The organism is Megasphaera cerevisiae DSM 20462 (assembly GCF_001045675.1).
In the GTDB taxonomy this organism is placed as follows: Bacteria; Bacillota; Negativicutes; order Veillonellales; family Megasphaeraceae; genus Megasphaera; species Megasphaera cerevisiae.
Genome location: NZ_LEKT01000016.1, coordinates 1 through 18,361 on the forward strand (window position 1 = coordinate 1; position 18,361 = coordinate 18,361).

At 47.6% G+C, this 18,361-nt stretch carries 16 protein-coding genes; 5 read left to right on the forward strand and 11 right to left on the reverse strand.

Features of this window, described 5'->3' with window-relative positions:
- Positions 1-359: 359 nt before the first annotated feature.
- The 7 genes from AB840_RS06310 to kdpA form a co-directional block, all read right to left on the reverse strand.
- Positions 360-674, reverse strand: coding sequence for a hypothetical protein (locus tag AB840_RS06310; RefSeq protein WP_048513993.1), 315 nt, complete (start codon positions 672-674; stop codon positions 360-362).
- A gap of 21 nt (positions 675-695) precedes the next feature.
- Positions 696-1,580: a DMT family transporter gene (locus tag AB840_RS06315; RefSeq protein ID WP_048513994.1), complete on the reverse strand. Its 885-nt coding sequence runs from the start codon at positions 1,578-1,580 to the stop codon at positions 696-698.
- An 88-nt stretch (positions 1,581-1,668) separates the two neighbouring features.
- On the reverse strand, positions 1,669-2,388 hold the full coding sequence (locus AB840_RS06320) for a response regulator (RefSeq protein WP_048513995.1): 720 nt from the start codon (positions 2,386-2,388) through the stop codon (positions 1,669-1,671).
- Positions 2,389-2,391: 3 nt separating this feature from the next.
- Positions 2,392-5,100, reverse strand: a complete 2,709-nt coding sequence (locus tag AB840_RS06325; protein ID WP_048513996.1) for a sensor histidine kinase — start codon at positions 5,098-5,100, stop codon at positions 2,392-2,394.
- Positions 5,101-5,237: 137 nt separating this feature from the next.
- A complete protein-coding gene (gene kdpC / locus AB840_RS06330; RefSeq protein ID WP_048513997.1) occupies positions 5,238-5,831 on the reverse strand; it encodes a K(+)-transporting ATPase subunit C in 594 nt (197 codons plus the stop codon).
- Between the two features lie 16 nt (positions 5,832-5,847).
- On the reverse strand, positions 5,848-7,923 hold the full coding sequence (gene kdpB, locus AB840_RS06335; protein WP_048513998.1) for a potassium-transporting ATPase subunit KdpB: 2,076 nt from the start codon (positions 7,921-7,923) through the stop codon (positions 5,848-5,850).
- Positions 7,924-7,940: 17 nt separating this feature from the next.
- Positions 7,941-9,761 (reverse strand): potassium-transporting ATPase subunit KdpA, encoded by a 1,821-nt coding sequence (gene kdpA, locus AB840_RS06340; RefSeq protein WP_200809958.1) that lies wholly within the window; start codon positions 9,759-9,761, stop codon positions 7,941-7,943.
- 288 nt (positions 9,762-10,049) lie between these two features.
- Between kdpA and AB840_RS06345 the strand changes: the two genes are divergently transcribed.
- Positions 10,050-10,448: a YbaN family protein gene (locus AB840_RS06345; RefSeq protein WP_048514000.1), complete on the forward strand. Its 399-nt coding sequence runs from the start codon at positions 10,050-10,052 to the stop codon at positions 10,446-10,448.
- 133 nt (positions 10,449-10,581) lie between these two features.
- Here the strand turns inward: AB840_RS06345 and AB840_RS06350 are convergent, their stop codons facing one another.
- The 3 genes from AB840_RS06350 to AB840_RS06360 all read right to left on the reverse strand — a co-directional run bounded on the left by AB840_RS06350 (position 10,582) and on the right by AB840_RS06360 (position 13,790).
- Positions 10,582-11,343, reverse strand: a complete 762-nt coding sequence (locus tag AB840_RS06350; protein WP_048514001.1) for an SDR family NAD(P)-dependent oxidoreductase — start codon at positions 11,341-11,343, stop codon at positions 10,582-10,584.
- Between the two features lie 75 nt (positions 11,344-11,418).
- Positions 11,419-12,699, reverse strand: a complete 1,281-nt coding sequence (locus AB840_RS06355) for a purple acid phosphatase family protein (RefSeq protein WP_234984895.1) — start codon at positions 12,697-12,699, stop codon at positions 11,419-11,421.
- 95 nt (positions 12,700-12,794) lie between these two features.
- Positions 12,795-13,790 (reverse strand): NADH:flavin oxidoreductase, encoded by a 996-nt coding sequence (locus AB840_RS06360; RefSeq protein WP_048514003.1) that lies wholly within the window; start codon positions 13,788-13,790, stop codon positions 12,795-12,797.
- Positions 13,791-14,109: 319 nt separating this feature from the next.
- On the opposite strand from AB840_RS06360, the gene AB840_RS06365 reads away from it, so the two are divergent.
- Positions 14,110-14,667: a manganese efflux pump MntP gene (locus tag AB840_RS06365; RefSeq protein WP_048514004.1), complete on the forward strand. Its 558-nt coding sequence runs from the start codon at positions 14,110-14,112 to the stop codon at positions 14,665-14,667.
- A 340-nt stretch (positions 14,668-15,007) separates the two neighbouring features.
- On the opposite strand, the gene AB840_RS06370 is transcribed toward AB840_RS06365, so the two are convergent.
- Complete coding sequence (locus AB840_RS06370) at positions 15,008-15,445, reverse strand: SoxR reducing system RseC family protein (RefSeq protein WP_048514005.1); 438 nt, start codon at positions 15,443-15,445, stop codon at positions 15,008-15,010.
- A gap of 338 nt (positions 15,446-15,783) precedes the next feature.
- Between AB840_RS06370 and AB840_RS06375 the strand changes: the two genes are divergently transcribed.
- The 3 genes from AB840_RS06375 to bioA are packed head-to-tail and all read left to right on the forward strand — an operon-like array spanning position 15,784 to position 18,358.
- Positions 15,784-16,308 (forward strand): biotin transporter BioY, encoded by a 525-nt coding sequence (locus tag AB840_RS06375; protein ID WP_048514033.1) that lies wholly within the window; start codon positions 15,784-15,786, stop codon positions 16,306-16,308.
- A 17-nt stretch (positions 16,309-16,325) separates the two neighbouring features.
- On the forward strand, positions 16,326-17,003 hold the full coding sequence (bioD, locus tag AB840_RS06380) for a dethiobiotin synthase (RefSeq protein WP_048514006.1): 678 nt from the start codon (positions 16,326-16,328) through the stop codon (positions 17,001-17,003).
- Positions 17,004-17,005: 2 nt separating this feature from the next.
- Entirely contained in the window at positions 17,006-18,358 is a 1,353-nt protein-coding gene (gene bioA / locus AB840_RS06385) for an adenosylmethionine--8-amino-7-oxononanoate transaminase (RefSeq protein WP_048514007.1), read from the forward strand.
- The last annotated feature ends 3 nt before the right edge of the window (positions 18,359-18,361 follow it).

The following is an 18,361-nucleotide window of genomic DNA, read 5'->3' on the forward strand; positions in this document are numbered from 1 at the left end:
ACAAAAGAATCGTTCGAAAAGGCATGGAACAAGTACGTTTAGAGATTTTCCTGGTTTCTATCGGGCATAATCTTTATAAATACCACAATAAAAGACTACGTTTGAAGAAAGCCGCATAAACTCTAGAAAAGCAGTTTTTATGGGGAAAGGGGTTTTATGCCTATTTTGCAGTAATTTCCTGCTTATTACCTCAAGATGCAAATAAAAAGAGGATGTGGACAAAATGATTTCTCATTTTGTCACATCCCCACCGTGATACCACCCAACTTCGCCGGTCTTCACAGACCAAGCCTCTTCAGGTACGCCGGAATAAATCCATGATACCATAGCACTGTAACGGGTGCGCCCGGGCTACCTAATTATTCAGTACCCCAGCTCAGAGTCCATATTCCACAATACTTCATGCACTCCTTTTCACCAATAACAGCGAGTTCTCTGTGGTATTCCATATTATGTACTCTTCTCTTCATCGCCATGCAATTATACGAATGAGTTATGTGGTTCAGTGTATCATCTATCATATCGCTTGTCAATAATCCGACTCCTGCAGACCAACAGAACCAATCTCTGCGGCCAACATGGCCGCCTTGCATAGGAAAATCCGTTTTCTGCGCGCCGTCACTAGACCGAAAAAAAACATACCGGCTTATTTGCAGCAGATATGGTTTCTTCATCCGGCATCCTGTCCACTCCCATTATACCGGATGCTTCCAATGATGGGTCGTCATAAAAACGCCTGCAATAATCGCAGCCGCACCTCCCATCTGAGCCGGGCCAATGTAATCATCGAACATCATAAAACCGCTGAAAATTCCTACGACAGGCATAATATTCAGAAAAATAGCCGCTACGCTGGGTCCGGCGTTTTTGACGCCGACATTGTAGAAAAATAACGAGCAGAAGCCGCCCAAAAAAACAATATACAGAAAGGATATCAATGCTCCCGGAGACAGCGGCACGAATTGAAGAGTACCGCTCCCGGCACCGTACACGGCCGTCATGATGCCGCCAAACAGGCAGAACCAAAAGGTCGTCGCTTCCACAGACAAATCCTTCATGACGCGGAGACTGAGAAAAGAGTATGCGGCCCAGGATAATTGCGCTGCCAGACAAAGCATATCACCTGTATTAAAATTGATCTGCCGGATTACCTCGAGAGAACCGCCGCTGACAACGGCAAACACACCGCCAAAGGAAATGAAAATACCGATCCATTTCGCCAGGCTCAGCCGTTCCCGTATGAGGAAAAAGGCAATGCAGGCGGTCACCGCCGGCTGGGTCGCCGAAATCAACGTGCAATTCGTAACGGTCGTATACTGCAAGCCCGTAAATTGCAGAACGTTGTTCAGTAAAATCCCCAGAAAACCCATACTGATCAGCCATTTCCAATCCTCTTTATGCGGCATTATATTTTTCCCCTCTGCATGCCAGGCAGCGGCAAACCACATCAGAGCAATAATCGCATACCGGACAACAATCATTGCTGCCGGCGGCCATTCGGCTACCAGAAGCTTGACACAGGCAGGCTGGAAGCCCCAAATGGCACATGCAAAAAACAACATAAAATACGTTTTGACCATATCCGCATTCCTTTACATAGAATTCTAAGCAACATGTAAAGTATACCTTGTAGCAATTCGATTTTCAAGAACCTCCGGCACATCTTTGTTACAGTAGTTCCTCGTTCTCTTCTATGCGGAGCATGCGATAGCCGATACCGATATGTGTCTGAATATATTCGGGATTTGCCGCATCCTTTTCTATTTTTTTGCGCAGTGTCGCCATAAACACGCGCAGGGATGCCACATTGCTTTCCCATGCATTTCCCCATATTTCCCGCGTAATATAGGTATGGGTGAGTACCTTGCCAACGTTTCTTGCCAGCAGGCACAAGAGCTTATATTCGATCGGCGTCAGGTGAATTTCCTTTTGACGGCAGTAAACGCAGCCGGCCTGGTAGTCTATTTTCAGATCACCATTACTGAACACTGAATTCTCCTGCTGCATAGTCATCTGACTGTATTGCAGCCGCCGCACGGATACACGAATTCGAGCCAGTAATTCTTCAACGGAAAAGGGTTTCGTGATGTAATCGTCTGCTCCCGCGTCCAGAGCATCAATTTTATCCTTGTCCTCACTGCGCGCGCTGATCACGATAATAGGGAGTGCCGACCAGGACCGGACTTTTTTGATAATGGTCACGCCGTCCATATCGGGCAGTCCCAAATCCAAAAGGATTATATCCGGCAGATATGAGGCCGCTTCCAGTAAAGCTTGCGCACCTGTTTTTGCTATATGAAATTTATAGTCATTCAGTTTCAGTGTTGACGCAATCAAATTCCGGACGGCTGCGTCATCTTCTACAATTAAAAGGGACGGTTTATTCATATTTCAAATCTCCTTTGCCGGCAGCGTAAACACAAACAGAGTCCCATGCGGTACATTGTCTTTTACATAAATAGTGCCGCCATGCGCTCGAATGATAGACTGGCATAGGCTCAGCCCAATTCCCATGCCGCGCCGGCTGTCGGCAACACTTCGTTCTGCCGTATAAAACATTTCAAATATCCGTTTTTTTTCGTCGTTGGGAATGCCAGCCCCAGTATCTGCCACCGTTACTTCTATCTTATCTGCTTTTTTTCGTGCTTTAATGAGAATTTCCGATCCTTCCGGCGTGTACTTGACGGCATTATCGATCAGATTGATCAGCACCTGGGCCAGCAGCCGGGCATCGCCGACAACAATGAGTATCTCTGCCGGCGCTTCAAAGCGGATATTGTGATTACGGCGGCGCTGATTGACATGCTTCAGGGCTTCATAAACAATGTCATCCAGCAGTTCATTTTGCTTATGTATTTGTATTGTACCATTTTCGATACGTGTGACCGACAGGATGTTTTCCACCAGATTGATGAGCCACATGGAATCATCGTAGATGCCGGCATACATGCTGCGTTTTTGCTGATCGCTCAATTTATCGGAATTATTCAGAAGAAAATCAGCGTTGCCGGAAATGCTGGTAAGCGGCGTCCTGAGATCATGGGAAATAGACCGCAGTAAATTGGATCTCAGCTGTTCATTGCGGGCCTGCAGATACATTTCCTGTCTCTTTTTATTGTACAGTTCTTTTTCCAAAGCCAGGGACCCTTCCGTCAAAATAGAAAGGGCCAGATTGACTTCATTAGACTCCACATGATGCTGCTGTGCGGCCATTCCGACAACCCCATATACGTCATCACCGGATCGGACAGGCAGATATAAGCACTTGGCATCCCCCAGTGTTTCCGTCGATGCACCGGCTCTTTTTCTGTTCTTATATACCCATAGAGCTACAGCCTGTTCATTGGGGCTGGTCAGTGCCTCTTTTTCCTTAAAGTGGCCGGATGCTTCATACACTATGGGGGCCATCAGCCGGCCTATGTTCTGCACATGATCCACATGATAATAGACGATATCCCGGTTCAGCAGCTTTACCAGCTGATCTGCCATGATTTTTTCAACGTCCGTATCGCTGGTCGCCTTTTGCATCATCTGGCTTGTTTCCAGCAGCAGCCGCATACGGTATGCCAGTTGGGCAGCCTGTACTGCCTGAATCTTGACTTTATTGGCCAGTTCTCCGGCAATTACGGCTGCCACAAATAAGATGACAAAGGTAATGCCATAGGACGGATCATATGCCGACAGCGTATGCCGGGGTTCTATAAACAAGAAATCAAAGGTCAGAATATTCAGTATTGCCAGCAGAATACTGTGAAAGCGATCGGTCGTCTTCAGCGCATCTATCAGAACACCAATCAGATACAGCGGTATAATTGCTATATCCGTCAGTTCCCAGGAATCAAAAGCAAGGCTTATGGCCGTGGTAATAGCAAAGATCAGCAAGGTAATACCGGTATCCTTTAAATGGAAGGATTCTCTCCGCTGCCGGGACCGATGCATAAAATTCAACCGCAGCACCGGCGTATTACTGTCCGGGATAACATGGACATCAATTTTCGGCAGGTACACCAGCAATTGATCCGTAAAGGATTTTTGCATAAGGTGAAACAGTCCGCTTTTAGTATTACTGCGTCCTACCACCAGCTGTGAAACACCGGACATACGGGCAAATTCCGCAATTTGAAAGGGGACGTTTTCACCGACTACAGTTTCAATTTTGGCACCAAGGAGCTCAGCCAAATGCATATTCTGCTCCAGTCTGTCCCTATTTTCCTTGGACGTCGCATCAAAGCCGGAGGTACGCACAAACAAGGCCGTAAAACGGGCGTCAAAGGCATCGGCCATACGGGCTGCCGTGCGGATGATTTTGGGATTGGACGGTGACGAAGACAGGCACACCAGAATATGTTCCTTGGTGTAGTAGTCGTCCTTTTTTTCATTTTTAGTCCGCAGTGATATTTTATTGACTCTGTCGGCCATGCGCCGCAGGGCAATTTCCCGCAAAGCCGTTAGATTATCGGCAATAAAAAAATGCTGCAGCGCCCGGCCCACCTGCGCCTGCGCATAAATTTTCCCGTCGGTAAGCCGCTTGACCAAATCAGCCGGCTCAATATCAACGAGTTCCACCTGATCGGCGTCATCAAACACATAATCAGGAATCCGTTCCCGCACAATGACCTTGGTAATGGAAGCCACAATATCGTTCAAGCTTTCAATATGCTGCACATTAATCGTCGTATACACGTTGATGCCGGCCCGCAGCAGTTCTTGTATATCTTGATAGCGTTTTTCATGACGGCATCCCTGGGCATTGGTATGAGCCAGTTCATCCACCAGTATCAGCTGGGGCTTGCGCCGGATTGCGCCGTCAATATCAAATTCCTTCAGCTGCATTTCCTTGTATGGCACCGTAAGCGGCGACAGCACCTCCAGCCCACGAACCAGCGCCACCGTCTCCGGACGAGCATGCGGCTCAATATACCCGGCAACAACATCCGTCCCCTTGGCCAGTTCTTCGTGAGCTGCTTCCAGCATGGCATATGTTTTGCCAACACCGGCGGCGTACCCAAAGAAAATTTTCAACTTGCCCTGCCGTGCTTTTTTTTCTTCCTGTTGTATTTTTCGTAAAATATTGTCAGGCGATTCTCGTGCGTCCATCATACATTTCCTTCCGATAAAAAATGAACTGTATACAGCCGTTATTTCCCGCTATATACAGTTCGTCAAAGTTACGTAACTTATTCTATATTATATTATTATCCAATACCACGAATTTGGCAATGCGTACCTCCAAATTACTAATGGAGAACGCCGTCCAGCATCAAATTGACTTTCAGAACGTTAACCGTCGCTTCGCCGAAGAATCCCAATACTTTAGGACTGGTGCAAGCATCAATAATCGCGCTGACAGCCTTTTCACTCATGTTATTTTCCCGGGCTAGGCGCGGCACCTGATAGCGAGCTGCCGCCAGGGAAATATCAGGATCCAGGCCGCTGCCGGAGGCTGTTACCAAATCGACGGGAATGGGTTCATTACCCCGTTCCGGATTGGCCTTTCTGATCTTTTCAATCCGTTCGCCAATAATTTTATTATATTCAACACTGGCAGGGGTTTTATTTGTCGGTCCGCCATATGCCAATTGATTACCGTTGCTGTCTTTGTAGGACTTAACGTCAATATTGACAGCGCGTCCCCACATATGTTTTTCACTGGTAAACGGCTGTCCCAGCAATTCACTGCCATAATTTACGCCATTGACTTCAATCAGGGAGCCGTTGGCTGCTTTAGGCGCCACGGCCTGCGCGATGCCCGTCATAACAGCTGTATATATAAACCCGCAAAACACAGTGAATACGATGACACTTAACAAGGCTGTTTTAAAATTTCGCATATCACTCTCACCTTTCCTATACCAGGCCTAAACCGGTCAGTATCACATCAATAACTTTGATGCAGATAAACGGTACGATAATCCCGCCTAACCCGTATATCAAGAGGTTCCGCCGCAAAAGTTCACCCGCCGGTACTTCCCGATAGGCAACCCCTTTCAAAGCCAGCGGAATCAAGGCCACAATGATCAGGGCATTATAAATGACAGCCGATAATACGGCGCTCTGCGGACTCTGTAAATTCATAATATTCAATGCGGCCAGTCCCGGATACAACGTAATAAACAAGGACGGGATAATGGCAAAATATTTCGCCAGGTCATTGGCAATACTAAACGTTGTCAGGCTGCCGCGCGTCATCAAAAGCTGTTTGCCGATACGTACGACATCAATCAGCTTCGTCGGAGATGAATCCAAATCGACCATGTTGCCGGCTTCCTTAGCAGCCTGTGTCCCTGTATTCATCGCGACTGCCACATCAGCCTGTGCCAATGCCGGTGCATCATTTGTGCCATCACCGGTCATCGCCACCAGATGGCCCTGAGACTGGAGTTTGCGGATCATTTCCAATTTTCCTTCCGGCGTGGCTTCAGCAAGAAAATCATCGACACCGGCTTCAGCTGCAATGGCAGCCGCCGTCATGGGGTTATCCCCCGTGATCATAACCGTTTTGATCCCCATTTTACGCAGATCAGCAAATTTTTCAGCAATGCCGTCTTTGATAATATCTTTCAAATATACAACGCCCAGCGCCTTGCCGTCTTCGGCAACAACCAGCGGCGTACCGCCTTTTTCAGCAATGCGTTTGACGAAGTCATCACATTCTTCCGGATAAGGGCTTCCCTTGCTCTGGATATACAATTTCATTACATCGGCCGCACCCTTGCGGATTTCATGTCCGTCAAAATCCGCACCGCTCATACGGGTCTTCGCCGTAAAGGGCACAAATTTCATATGCTTTTCTTCCATCTGGAAGCCCCGCAGGTTAAACTGTTCCTTGGCCAGGACAACGATGCTGCGGCCTTCTGGCGTTTCGTCAGCCAGAGAAGACAATTGTGCCGCCTGTGCCAGCTGCTGCGGTTCTACGCCCTGAACAGGAAGAAATTGTGAGGCTTGGCGATTTCCCAGCGTAATAGTGCCTGTTTTATCAAGGAGCAGCGTATCAATATCACCGGCGGCTTCAATCGCACGACCGCTCATAGCCAATACATTCGCTTGATTCAGCCGGCTCATGCCGGCAATACCGATCGCCGACAAGAGGGCGCCGATAGTAGTCGGTGCCAGGCACACCAGCAAGGCTACCAGTGTCACAATAGAGGACGGATTGGCTATTTCAGCCTGTTTAGCCGAGAAATCGGAATAGGTATACAGTGAAAGAACGACGAGAACAAAGATAATGGAAAGAGAAACCAGGAAAATCTGCAGTGCTAATTCATTCGGCGTCTTTTTGCGATTAGCCCCTTCAACCATGGAGATCATCTTGTCGAGGAACGAATTGCCGCTGTCCGCTGTAACGCGGACAACCAGCCAGTCAGAGGTAAGTGTCGTGCCGCCGGTCACAGCCGAACGGTCGCCGCCGCTTTCACGGATAACCGGGGCTGATTCACCGGTAATTGCAGATTCATCAACAGACGCCGCTCCTTCGATAACTTCGCCGTCAGCAGGAATCTGCTGACCTATCTTCACATAAACGATATCGCCTTTTTTCAAATCGCAGGACAACACCGTTGTGCCTTTTTCTTTAGTATCAGGGCTGTTCAATTTAAATGCCTTGACGTCTTTTTTAGCGGCCCGCAGCGCATCTGCCTGCGCTTTGCCGCGGCCTTCCGCGATAGCTTCAGCAAAATTGGCGAACACACAGGTCAGCCACAGAATAATGGCAATGGCGGCCGTATATCCTGCGGAAGGCCCGCCAATAGCACTGGCACCCCCAACGGATACAATCCAAAGAAGCGTCGTCAGAACTGCTGATATATAGACCAGCAGCATGACCGGATTTTCTGCCTGAATCGCAGGATTCAGTTTCATAAAGGAATCTTTGACAGCTCGCATGAACATTTTCTTGTCAGACAGCGCTGTTTTTTTATTTGCCATAATGTGAATCTCCCTTCTTACATAATCATGCTGAAGTATTCAGCAATAGGGCCCAACGACAGAGCCGGGAAGAAATTCAGTGCGCCTACCAGCAGAACAACAAAGATAAGCAGGAATACAAACATGCTGTTTGTCGTCGACAGCGTGCCTGCCGTAACAGCAATCTTTTTCTTCTGTACCATGCTGCCTGCAATCGCCAGAATACCGATAATCGGCAGGAGCCGTACAAAAATCATCGTAAGGCCGATGGAAACGTTTAAGAACGGCGTATTGGCGTTAAAACCCGCAAAAGCAGAGCCGTTGTTGCCGCCGGCAGAAGAATAGGCATACAGCATTTCCGAAAAGCCATGAGCACCGGCATTGTTCAGGCTTTGCGCAACATCCGGCCATACAGCGGCAATACCGCTGGCGACCAGAATGCCAATCGGAGTTGCCAGGCAAACCAGGACCGCCCATTTCATTTCATACGGTTCGATCTTCTTGCACAGGAATTCCGGCGTACGTCCCACCATCAGCCCGGCAATAAATACGGTCAGCAGGGCAAAGCCCAGCATGCCGTACAGACCGCAGCCTACACCGCCAAAAATGACTTCCCCCAGCTGCATCTGCAGCATCGTTACCAAGCCGCCAAGGGGTGTATAGCTATCATGCATGGAGTTGACAGAGCCATTGGAAGCTGCCGTTGTAAAAGCCGCCCAAGTTGCAGACTGGGCAATCCCAAAACGCGCTTCCTTGCCTTCCATATTGCCGCCGGCCTGATCATCCGTCATGGCAATATTAACGGCATTGTCATGTGCCAGCTGCGGGGTGGCAGCTTGTTCATTGTATGCAATAATGCCTAAAAATACGACTAACATAATAAACATAGCCGCAAAAATTGCTTTGCCCTGCTTTTTATTTTTAATGCTGAGTCCAAAGGAAAAGCACAAAGCCGCAGGAATCAAAAGAAGAGCAATACATTCAATTAAATTCGTCAGTACGTTGGGGTCTTCCAGCGGGTGTGCTGAGTTGACGCCCATAAAGCCGCCGCCATTTGTACCCAGCTGTTTAATAGCGATCTGGCTGGCGCCCGGTCCCATTGGCACGAATTGATCCGTAATGATGGCAGCGTCATCTACCTTCTTACCATGCACGGTAACCGTATGGGTATTTAAATCAATTTTGGCGCCTTCAATCCAGTTTCCTTCGGAGTCTGCAGCCACCGGTTCGACCAGATGAGCCGTCTGTCCCGGAGCAAAATTCTGTACGACACCCTGTGAAAACAAAACGATTGTAACAATGATGCTTAAAGGAAGCAGTATGTATAAGGTGGCTCTCGTCATATCCACCCAGAAATTGCCGATGGTGGTCTTTTTCACACGAACGAAGGCTCGAACCAGCGCATATAATACGGCAATACCCGTAGCGGCAGACACAAAGTTCTGCGTCGTCAGGCCCATAAACTGAGAAAAATAGCTCAGCTGACCTTCGCCGCTGTAAGCCTGCCAGTTTGTGTTAGTAGCAAAGCTGGCGGCCGTATTGAAGGACAAATGCCAGCTCATAGGATCAATGTTCTGCGGGTTAAACGGCAGCTTGTCCTGCAACATCTGAAAAACAAATAAAAAGGCCATCCCGATAAAGAAAAAATACAGAACGCAGATGAGATACGTTTTCCAGGTCATTTCTTCGTCTTTACGAACGCCCGTAAGCTTATAGATCAGCTTTTCAACAGGCGACAATATCGGGCTCAGAAATACGCGGTTACCGTCCATAACATCAGCAGAATATTTGCCAAGAGGAACAGCAAGTACTACAAGAATCACTAAAAACGCAATATATTGTAAAACAGCACTCATCATTGTTCATCTCCCTTCATTAATACGTAGAAATAGAATATCAATAATAAAACTGCAACTATACCACTTACATAAAGTAGAATATCCATGTTGTGTTCCCTCCTTCAGGCACTTATCGTACTACATGGGATATAAAAATAGTGTTAGGGTATAGCCGCTTTGCATTAAGATTGCATTAAGATATCTAAATATAGCCAAAATCCCCATATATGATTCGAGGTTGACGACGGATATCGCTTCATTGTATGATAAATTTGATTATTATTCTCTATATTATGCAGGAGGTTATTCATGACGCCGGAAATAAAAAAGAAAAGCCGCGGACTGATCCGCTATTGCTGGATCACTCTCGGCTGTTTGACTCTGACCCTGGGAACCATAGGTATCGTACTTCCCATCCTTCCCACCGTGCCGTTTTATATGCTGACTTTATTTTGTTTTGCTAAAAGCTCCGATAGACTACATACCTGGTTTATCCAGTCAGAGCTATATCAAAAGCATTTGGCAGATTTTGTCCAGCACCGCTCTATGCCGCTGAAAAGCAAGCTGACCATTATGGGGACCGTAACCGGTATGATGGCAATTGCCATATGGGCAATGCAGCACATGCCTGAGATCCAGCTGCTGATCGCCGGAGTATGGTTTGTTCATGTTCTATACTTTATCTTCGGCATCAAAACCACAAGGTAACACGTTTCGCCACTGTTCTTTTTTATTATTCATTGAGTATGGCCTATGAACGCACAAAAAGACTCCTGCCCGTACGTATTAGGCAGAAGTCTTTCTTATCTAATTTTTATAAAATCATATTATTTTCCGAAATTTACCGCATCATTCTACTCAGCCACATCATGACTCCCGCGGGAACAAGCTTTGCAAAAAGCCGGTCTGCCGCCGCCACCGCTCCTGGTGTAGATACAGACTTTCCCTTGCAGATATCCTTCCACGCCTTACGAGCCACAAAAGTTTGTGTATCTGCCAGGGGAAATCTGCGAAAACCGCTGCCAGACGGTGCCTGCTGCGCAATGGTTATAAATTCCGTATCCTTGATCCAATACGGGCAGACCGCCGTCACTGTAATATTCTTTTCCCGCAGTTCTTCTGCAAGAGCCCGGCTGTAGTGATATAAGAAAGCTTTTGTCGCCGCATACACATTTAGATTGGGAATAGGCTGAAAGGCTGCGACAGAACAAATTTCAGCAATGCGGCTGCCGCTAGTCATAAATGGCAGGCAGAGATACGTCATCGTTACCGCCGCCGTACAGTTGACCTCTATCATTTTCTGTGCTGCCGCCAGTGAGATAGAATCACTGGTGCCTATTTTCCCAAACCCGGCGGAACAAATCAGATAGCGCACCCTTGGAGCCTGTTCCTCCAAAGCTCGTTGTATGGCTGCCGTCGTCACCGCCTGGCTGATATCACCGGCAAAAACACGGACCGGCGTCTGCAAACTATCCTGCAAGGCTGCCAGACGATCGGCCCGCCGGGCCGTCACCCATATTTCATCCAATCCATCCGTATCAAGCAGATGTGCAAATTCCCGTCCCAAGCCGCTTGATGCGCCGGTTACAACAGCTATGTTCATACGGTTCTCCTTATAAAACGGACACTGCAGGACCTCATGATGATGTCCTCGACAGTGTCTGTCCGTGTTTTATTTTTATTTTTTGCTTTTCCGGGCAGCAGGCTGCGGCGATTTTGCCGGAACCGTCACGGCATCAATGATAGTACCGTCATTCTTATACGCGGTTACACGAAAATCATCCGGTTCGACCTGCAGCACAATATACATAGGCATATCCATCGGATTGTAATACACGCTGTCAAAAGGACGGCGTACAGACCCATCCCATGCTTCCGTTCCCGAGCGACCTGTCGTAATATACACCGTCCCATGGGAATCGGGCTTGCTATCCCGTACCGGAACCGTCCGGGCATAGCAGTGTTCATGACCAGTAAACACCAGCGGTACCTGATAGCGATCAAACAATGGCAGAAAATAACGGCCATTCATATCTAGATCGCCATCATACGGACTATTCCATGGCGGTCGATGCATAAGGATAACGAGTCGTTTCCCCGCTTTTTGCGCAGCCGACAGGTCCCGATCCAGCCAGACCGCTTCATCTGCCATCATCGTCGGATACGCCGTATGCAGTTCTTCATAATCCGTATTCAGGGAAACATAATGCACGTTCCCATAATCAAAGGAATAGGCCAGCCGGCTTTGGTTCCGGGGACTGCCGTAAGGAACCGGAAAGAACGCTTTATAGGTATACGGTTCGGCATAGGTCCATGACAGGCTGTAAGCTTCATGATTGCCCAGAACCGGCGCAATGGGAATATGACTTGTCAGCACATCGGCATTTTCATACCAATATTTCCACTGATAATAGGACTGGCCGTTATCGGTCAAATCTCCCATGTTGATAAAAAAAGCCGCGTCCGTATTGTTTTCCCATGCTGTCCGGGCCGTTTTTCCCCACACGCTGTAATCCGTTGACTGCGAATCGCCAAATACGAGTACCTTGTATTTATCGAGATCTGCCGGCGTAGTGGTAAAGGGCATCCAGCCGGAAGTTCCGTCACTATTTCTGATTCGGTATTCATAGGTTGTTTCAGGCGTCAGCTGCTGCATATAGGCTCCATACGTGTTCGGTGCCTGCCAATCGGCATCATACACCGGAGGCGCCTTGAGACCCGTCATATATGCTTCTCGAATTTCACCGGTTCCCTGCCGGCGGTATTCCACCATATAATCACTGCGCCGGGCTGTATCCTGCCAAGACACCGTCCGGGACGTGGCGGAATCCTTAGAAATGATTTGAACCAAATTCTCAACTGCAATAGGCTGCGCTGCGCCGGCCATTCCATTCCAAAAGACAGCCGCTCCCGCTAAAATTGTTGTCAGTAGCTTTTTATATTGCATATCGTCGTTCATCTTCCTTCATGAATCAAATCCATTGTAACGCATTGCGGAAGATTGACAAGGTGCAAATATCATATTCCATCCCACGATCCCCCAAAGGAACCCCTTTATTGCATATTTTTTTGTCCCCACAACGGATCCTGCAGCAATGCTCTGCCTACACCGATAAGATCGGCTGCCTGCGCCTGCAGCAGTTGCTCTGCCGCCTCCCGGGTCGTGATTCCGCCCGTAAGGATGACCGGAATGGAGACCGCTTTTTTGACAGCTGCCGTCATGTCGCTGAAATACCCCGGTCCGGTTTTATCCTTTCGGACATAGCCGCACATACCGCCGGACATATCGATAAAATCAACTCCGGCCCGTTCAAAAATCGCTGCCGCCGCCACACTATCCGCAATCGTACTGCCGCCCTCCATAAAGTCGGCACCACCCAAACGGACAGCAACGGTAAAGTCACTGCCTACGGCCCGACGGACAGCCTCAATGACTTCTACATGAAACCGCGTCCGGTTTTCTACAGAGCCGCCACCATATTCATCATGACGCACATTCGTTAAAGGAGAATAGAATTGATTCAATAAATAGCCGTGCGCCGAATGAATTTCCACACCGTCATAGCCGGCTTTTTTAGCTCGCCCGGCAGCTGCGGCAAATTTTCCGGCAATTTCAGAAATTTCGGCTTTCGTCAATTCATGCGGCACGGGAAGATCTTTTTTCCACGGATGCTGAATAACGATAGCACTGGGCCCGACAGTCATCAATCCCGTACCGGCAAGATCAGCCGCTGCGCCGGCATGATTCAGCTGCGCAATGATCTTGGTGGATCCTACATGATGGACGGCATCTGTCAGTGTGTGAAGCCCTTCGATAGCTTCATCGGATGCGATGGAAATCTGCTGCGGACTTGCCTTTCCCTGTACGTCGACATAGCTGTGCTCTGTAATTATCAGCCCAATATAGCCGCCTCTTGCTCTGGCTTCATAATGCTGGCAAAGAGCCTCTGTCACCACTCCGTTATCGGATTTATTCGTCGCCATCGGCGGCATGACAAGGCGGTTCGTCAAGGTAAGGGCATGCATAGAAATAGGATCTTTTAAATTCATACTGGATTCCTCCTTAATTAGTTGATTTTGTTTTATTGTACTATACTTCCTTTTTAAAAGATATGTTCTCAGTAAAATAGACAAAAAATTTACATTTTAGGCTCGCTTTTCTTATTGACAATGTCCCTTCTATCTACTACAATAATATGTAATGCTTTAAGGGAGTAATCAGTACATCCTGCATGTATAATAGTGTCGACATACTGGTGCTGGGCACCCGGTACTATTTTAAATGATGAGACTTGGAGACAGCCTGTTCAGGCTGTTTTTAAGTCTCTTTTTGTATTTATTACACGAAATATGATGAGGAGAGATATGTATGAATATGGGAGAATTGTTTATTTTGGCAATGGGATTATCAATGGACGCGTTTGCCGTTTCTGTCTGTAAAGGGCTGTCGCTGGGCAGCATTCGTTGGAAGCATATGTCTATTGCCGGCGCCTGGTTTGGCGGTTTTCAGTTTTTAATGCCAATTGCAGGATATTATCTGGGCAGCTTTTTTACCGAATTCATCACCAGCTATAATTATTGGGTTTCATCAATTCTTTTAACCTTGATCGGTATCAATATGCTCCGGGAATCTACGGAAAAAACCAAACCCATCGACGCTTCCATGACGCTGTGTTCCATGCTGATTCTGGCAATTGCTACCAGTATCGATGCCATGGCCGTCGGTATTACGTTTGCTTTCATGGATGTATCCATTCTTCCGGCCGCGCTGACCATCGGCTGTGTTACCTTCATCTGTTCAGCTTCAGGTGTCAAAGCAGGCAGTATATTCGGATTAAAATACAAAACAAAGGCCGAACGGGCTGGCGGCATGGTACTTATTGCAATCGGATTGAAAATTCTGCTGACCGGACTTGCAGGCATATAAGCGGCAGCAATCAAAAAAAACATTGCCTTCATCAGATTCTCTCTATACGTATATAAAAAACAGACGATCCCTTTCAGGAATGTCTTCCAACCCATCCAAGGATATTAGCATTTGAGAAACCAACTGTCAGGCAGCCGCCGGCCCGTTCAACTGAACAGGGATATATGCCGAATTTCGTTTGAATGCCTATCATCGTGTTACTGCTGCCAAACGTCGTCTAGTCCGGTTATACCAATAAATAAAAGCATAAAGATCTGCAGCGCGATCACCGCTGCAGATCTTTATGCTTTTGTTTTGATAAAAAAATCATGGAGAATTCGTCTCTGGAAAATCGCGGTATTTATTCTCCGTCCTCCGGTTCTTCAATAATAATCGCCGTAATGTTCGCCTTCGTATCCACCCGCTGCGATAACGAGGCATCATAGGTCCGAACAATGGCAGCGCTGATAAGCAGGCCGATAACGGCACCCACCGTTCCGGAATAAAAGTCATCAAAGCCTGCCGAAGTGCCGATACTATGACCGATAAGTCCGACAGCAACGGCGATTATAAGAGGCATGATAAAGCACATGAAGGATCCCATGATCAAATGATCGTCCTGCACTTCATATCGCACAGATTGCCCTTCCTCTGCCCCCAGGGAATTTTTTGCCGTAAGAAAAACATGCTCTGCCCCGGCGCAGACACTGCAGGCCACATAAAGTGAATCCCGGCTTACCTTTACTTTAGCCAGACCGTTATCCAAAATTTCTTCAATGATCCCCACACCTGTTCTCATATTCGTGACCTCCTTATATCATAATCAATAATAATTATTATTTAATTTTAATTTATTGTAACACAAAATGCCGTCATAATCAATACTTTTTTTGTGCACTTATTGTCTTCTATCTTGCCAAAAAGATGCCGCACACAGAGATCCAGAACATCCCTCCTGCGTATATTATAACCCATTTTTATCACACGAATATGTTAACATTGACAAGTTTCCATCTCATGCAGTATACTTTTATTCGTAAACTTTTTATTTTATATAAAAGGGAACAATTTATGTGAGGAGTGACTTTATTGAAAAAAACAGAACGTACATCCTCTCTATGCAATTCGCCAAAAAGCATGGTATATCTTGCTTTATTCACCGCTCTTATTACTGTAGGTGCCTTTATTCGTATTCCCGTTCCCGTGTGTCCTTTTACGCTGCAGCTGTTTTTTACCACACTGGCCGGATTGCTTTTGGGAAGCCGCCGCGGCGCGGCGGCCATAGCGGTCTACGTCGCACTGGGGCTGGCAGGTATTCCAGTCTTCACGGAAGGCGGCGGCCCTTCTTACATTTTTCAGCCGACCTTCGGCTATCTGGCCGGTTTTATTGCCGGAACCTGGCTGACCGGCAAGCTCAGCGAAACAGCCGCTCATCCATCCCTATCCAGGCTGTTGGCGGCCGGATTTTCCGGACTCGCTATCGTATATATCTTTGGCATAAGCTATGTATATATCATTAATACATGGTATCTAGGTACGCCTATCGGTATATGGCCTCTTTTTCTGTACTGCTTTTTTCTGGCCGTCCCCGGAGACATTATTCTCTGCATACTGGCTGCCGGAACAGCTAAACGGATACGTACCGCTGGTTTTTCTATATAAGAAAGGAACATTCATTTATGGGAAAAGGATTATTTATAACCGGTACCGGTACCGACATCGGTAAAACATATGTTACCGGGCTCATTGTCAACACACTGCGGCGGGCAGGCTATCACGCCGGATATTATAAAGCCGCAGTCAGCGGCGCGCCTACAGTAAGTGAAAGCGATGCCGGATACGTCAATCGCACAGCCGGTATTCAGGAATCGGAAGCCTTATTGTTATCCTATTTATACCAAACCGCCGTTTCACCGCATCTGGCAGCTCAAATAGAAGGACACCCAATAGAAAAGGATGTCATTATCGCGGCATGGCAAAAAGTATCCGCAGCCTATTCTTATGTCACAATGGAAGGCAGCGGCGGCATTATCTGCCCCCTCCGCCATGATGCAAAGGCCGTATATTATCTGGAAAACGTCATTCAATGGCTGCATCTTCCCTCTTTGATCATTGGCGACGCCGGCTTGGGAACGATCAACGCCGTTACCCTGACTGCCGCTTACATGAAAAACCGCAGGCTTCCCGTAAAAGGAGTGATCCTCAACCGGTACACAGGCAGCCTTATGGAAAAGGATAATATTCACATAATTGAAGAATTGACCAATCTCCCCGTTCTTGCCCTGGTCAAGCCCGGCGATACGTGCCTGGATATAGACGCGCAGGTTCTGGCTTCATTATATGAAGGAGAGGTATGACAATGGAACTTATAAATTGGAATGAGGAAGATCAAAAGTATATATGGCACCCGGCACAGCAAATGAAGGATGCCGAAGTATTTCCACCTATTATTGCTGACCATGCCAGCGGCATGTACATATATGATACAGAGGGAAGAGAATACCTTGATATGATCAGCTCATGGTGGTGCAATCTGCTGGGACATTGCAATCCCGAAGTAAATGACGCGGTAAAACACCAGCTGGACCAGCTCGAACACGTCATCTTTGCCAATTTCTCTCACAAACCGGCAATCGAGCTGTGCCGTATGCTTATTCCCTTGCTGCCGCAAGGGCTGCGCCGCTTTAATTTCTGTGACAACGGCTCATCAGCCGTCGAATGCGCTTTAAAAATGGCTTTTCAGTATCATTACCAGACAGGTCAATCTCAGCGGCAGCGTTTCATGTGCCTGTCTGAATCCTATCATGGAGAAACTATCGGTGCTCTTTCTGTGGGCAGTATGGATTTGTATGCCAAAATATATAAGCCCATGATGATGAATACGATTCATTTTGACGGGCTGGATTGTTATCGCTGTCCTTACGAAAAAACAAGAACCTCCTGTCACTGCGAATGCTTCGAAAGTGCCGAAAAAGCTTTTCAGGCTTTCGGAAAAGAAACAGCGGCGGTCATTGTCGAGCCGATTCTGCAAGGTGCTGCCGGCATGCGTATCTACCCTGCCGAATATCTAAGGAGGCTGCACCATCTCTGCCAAGCCTATGGCGTGCTCCTTATTGATGACGAAATCGCCGCCGGCTTTGGCCGAACGGGAAAAATGTTTGCCATTGAGCACGCCGGCATCTGTCCTGATATTCTGTGTACCTCCAAGGGTCTTACCGGCGGCTATCTTCCCATGGCCCTCACAATTACAACCGAAAAAATATATCAGGCCTTTTATGATGAATATGGCACGCATAAAGCCTTTGTGCACAGTCATACCTATGCGGGAAATCCCCTGGCCTGCGCCGCCGCGCTGTCAGTCCTTACCATTCTGCAGCGGGAGGATATACTCAAAAAAGCTGCCAAGAAAGCCATCTACCTGCATAATATGCTGGAAGATGCTCTTGGCAGCCATCAAAACATCGGCGAAATACGCCATATAGGCCTTATCAATGCCCTTGAACTCGTCAAAAATAAAAAAACAAAACAACCTTTCGATGCCCAACGCCGTATTGGCTGGCACATTTTCCGCAAAGCGATGGACCGGGGACTTGTCCTTCGTCCTATTGGGGACGTGCTGTATTTCAATCCCCCGCTGACGATAGATACGGAAACCATGGAGCTGGCAGTGGCACGCTGTACAGCAGCAGTACACGACGTGTTGGGCCGCTGACCG

Coding starts and splice junctions, on each gene's coding strand:
- AB840_RS06310 (WP_048513993.1), bottom strand. CDS start 674: ATGAAGAAACCATATCTGCTGCAAATAAGCCGGTATGTTTTTTTTCGG.
- AB840_RS06315 (WP_048513994.1), bottom strand. CDS start 1,580: ATGGTCAAAACGTATTTTATGTTGTTTTTTGCATGTGCCATTTGGGGC.
- AB840_RS06320 (WP_048513995.1), bottom strand. CDS start 2,388: ATGAATAAACCGTCCCTTTTAATTGTAGAAGATGACGCAGCCGTCCGG.
- AB840_RS06325 (WP_048513996.1), bottom strand. CDS start 5,100: ATGATGGACGCACGAGAATCGCCTGACAATATTTTACGAAAAATACAA.
- kdpC (WP_048513997.1), bottom strand. CDS start 5,831: ATGCGAAATTTTAAAACAGCCTTGTTAAGTGTCATCGTATTCACTGTG.
- kdpB (WP_048513998.1), bottom strand. CDS start 7,923: ATGGCAAATAAAAAAACAGCGCTGTCTGACAAGAAAATGTTCATGCGA.
- kdpA (WP_200809958.1), bottom strand. CDS start 9,761: ATGATGAGTGCTGTTTTACAATATATTGCGTTTTTAGTGATTCTTGTA.
- AB840_RS06345 (WP_048514000.1), top strand. CDS start 10,050: ATGACGCCGGAAATAAAAAAGAAAAGCCGCGGACTGATCCGCTATTGC.
- AB840_RS06350 (WP_048514001.1), bottom strand. CDS start 11,343: ATGAACATAGCTGTTGTAACCGGCGCATCAAGCGGCTTGGGACGGGAA.
- AB840_RS06355 (WP_234984895.1), bottom strand. CDS start 12,699: ATGAACGACGATATGCAATATAAAAAGCTACTGACAACAATTTTAGCG.
- AB840_RS06360 (WP_048514003.1), bottom strand. CDS start 13,790: ATGAATTTAAAAGATCCTATTTCTATGCATGCCCTTACCTTGACGAAC.
- AB840_RS06365 (WP_048514004.1), top strand. CDS start 14,110: ATGAATATGGGAGAATTGTTTATTTTGGCAATGGGATTATCAATGGAC.
- AB840_RS06370 (WP_048514005.1), bottom strand. CDS start 15,445: ATGAGAACAGGTGTGGGGATCATTGAAGAAATTTTGGATAACGGTCTG.
- AB840_RS06375 (WP_048514033.1), top strand. CDS start 15,784: ATGGTATATCTTGCTTTATTCACCGCTCTTATTACTGTAGGTGCCTTT.
- bioD (WP_048514006.1), top strand. CDS start 16,326: ATGGGAAAAGGATTATTTATAACCGGTACCGGTACCGACATCGGTAAA.
- bioA (WP_048514007.1), top strand. CDS start 17,006: ATGGAACTTATAAATTGGAATGAGGAAGATCAAAAGTATATATGGCAC.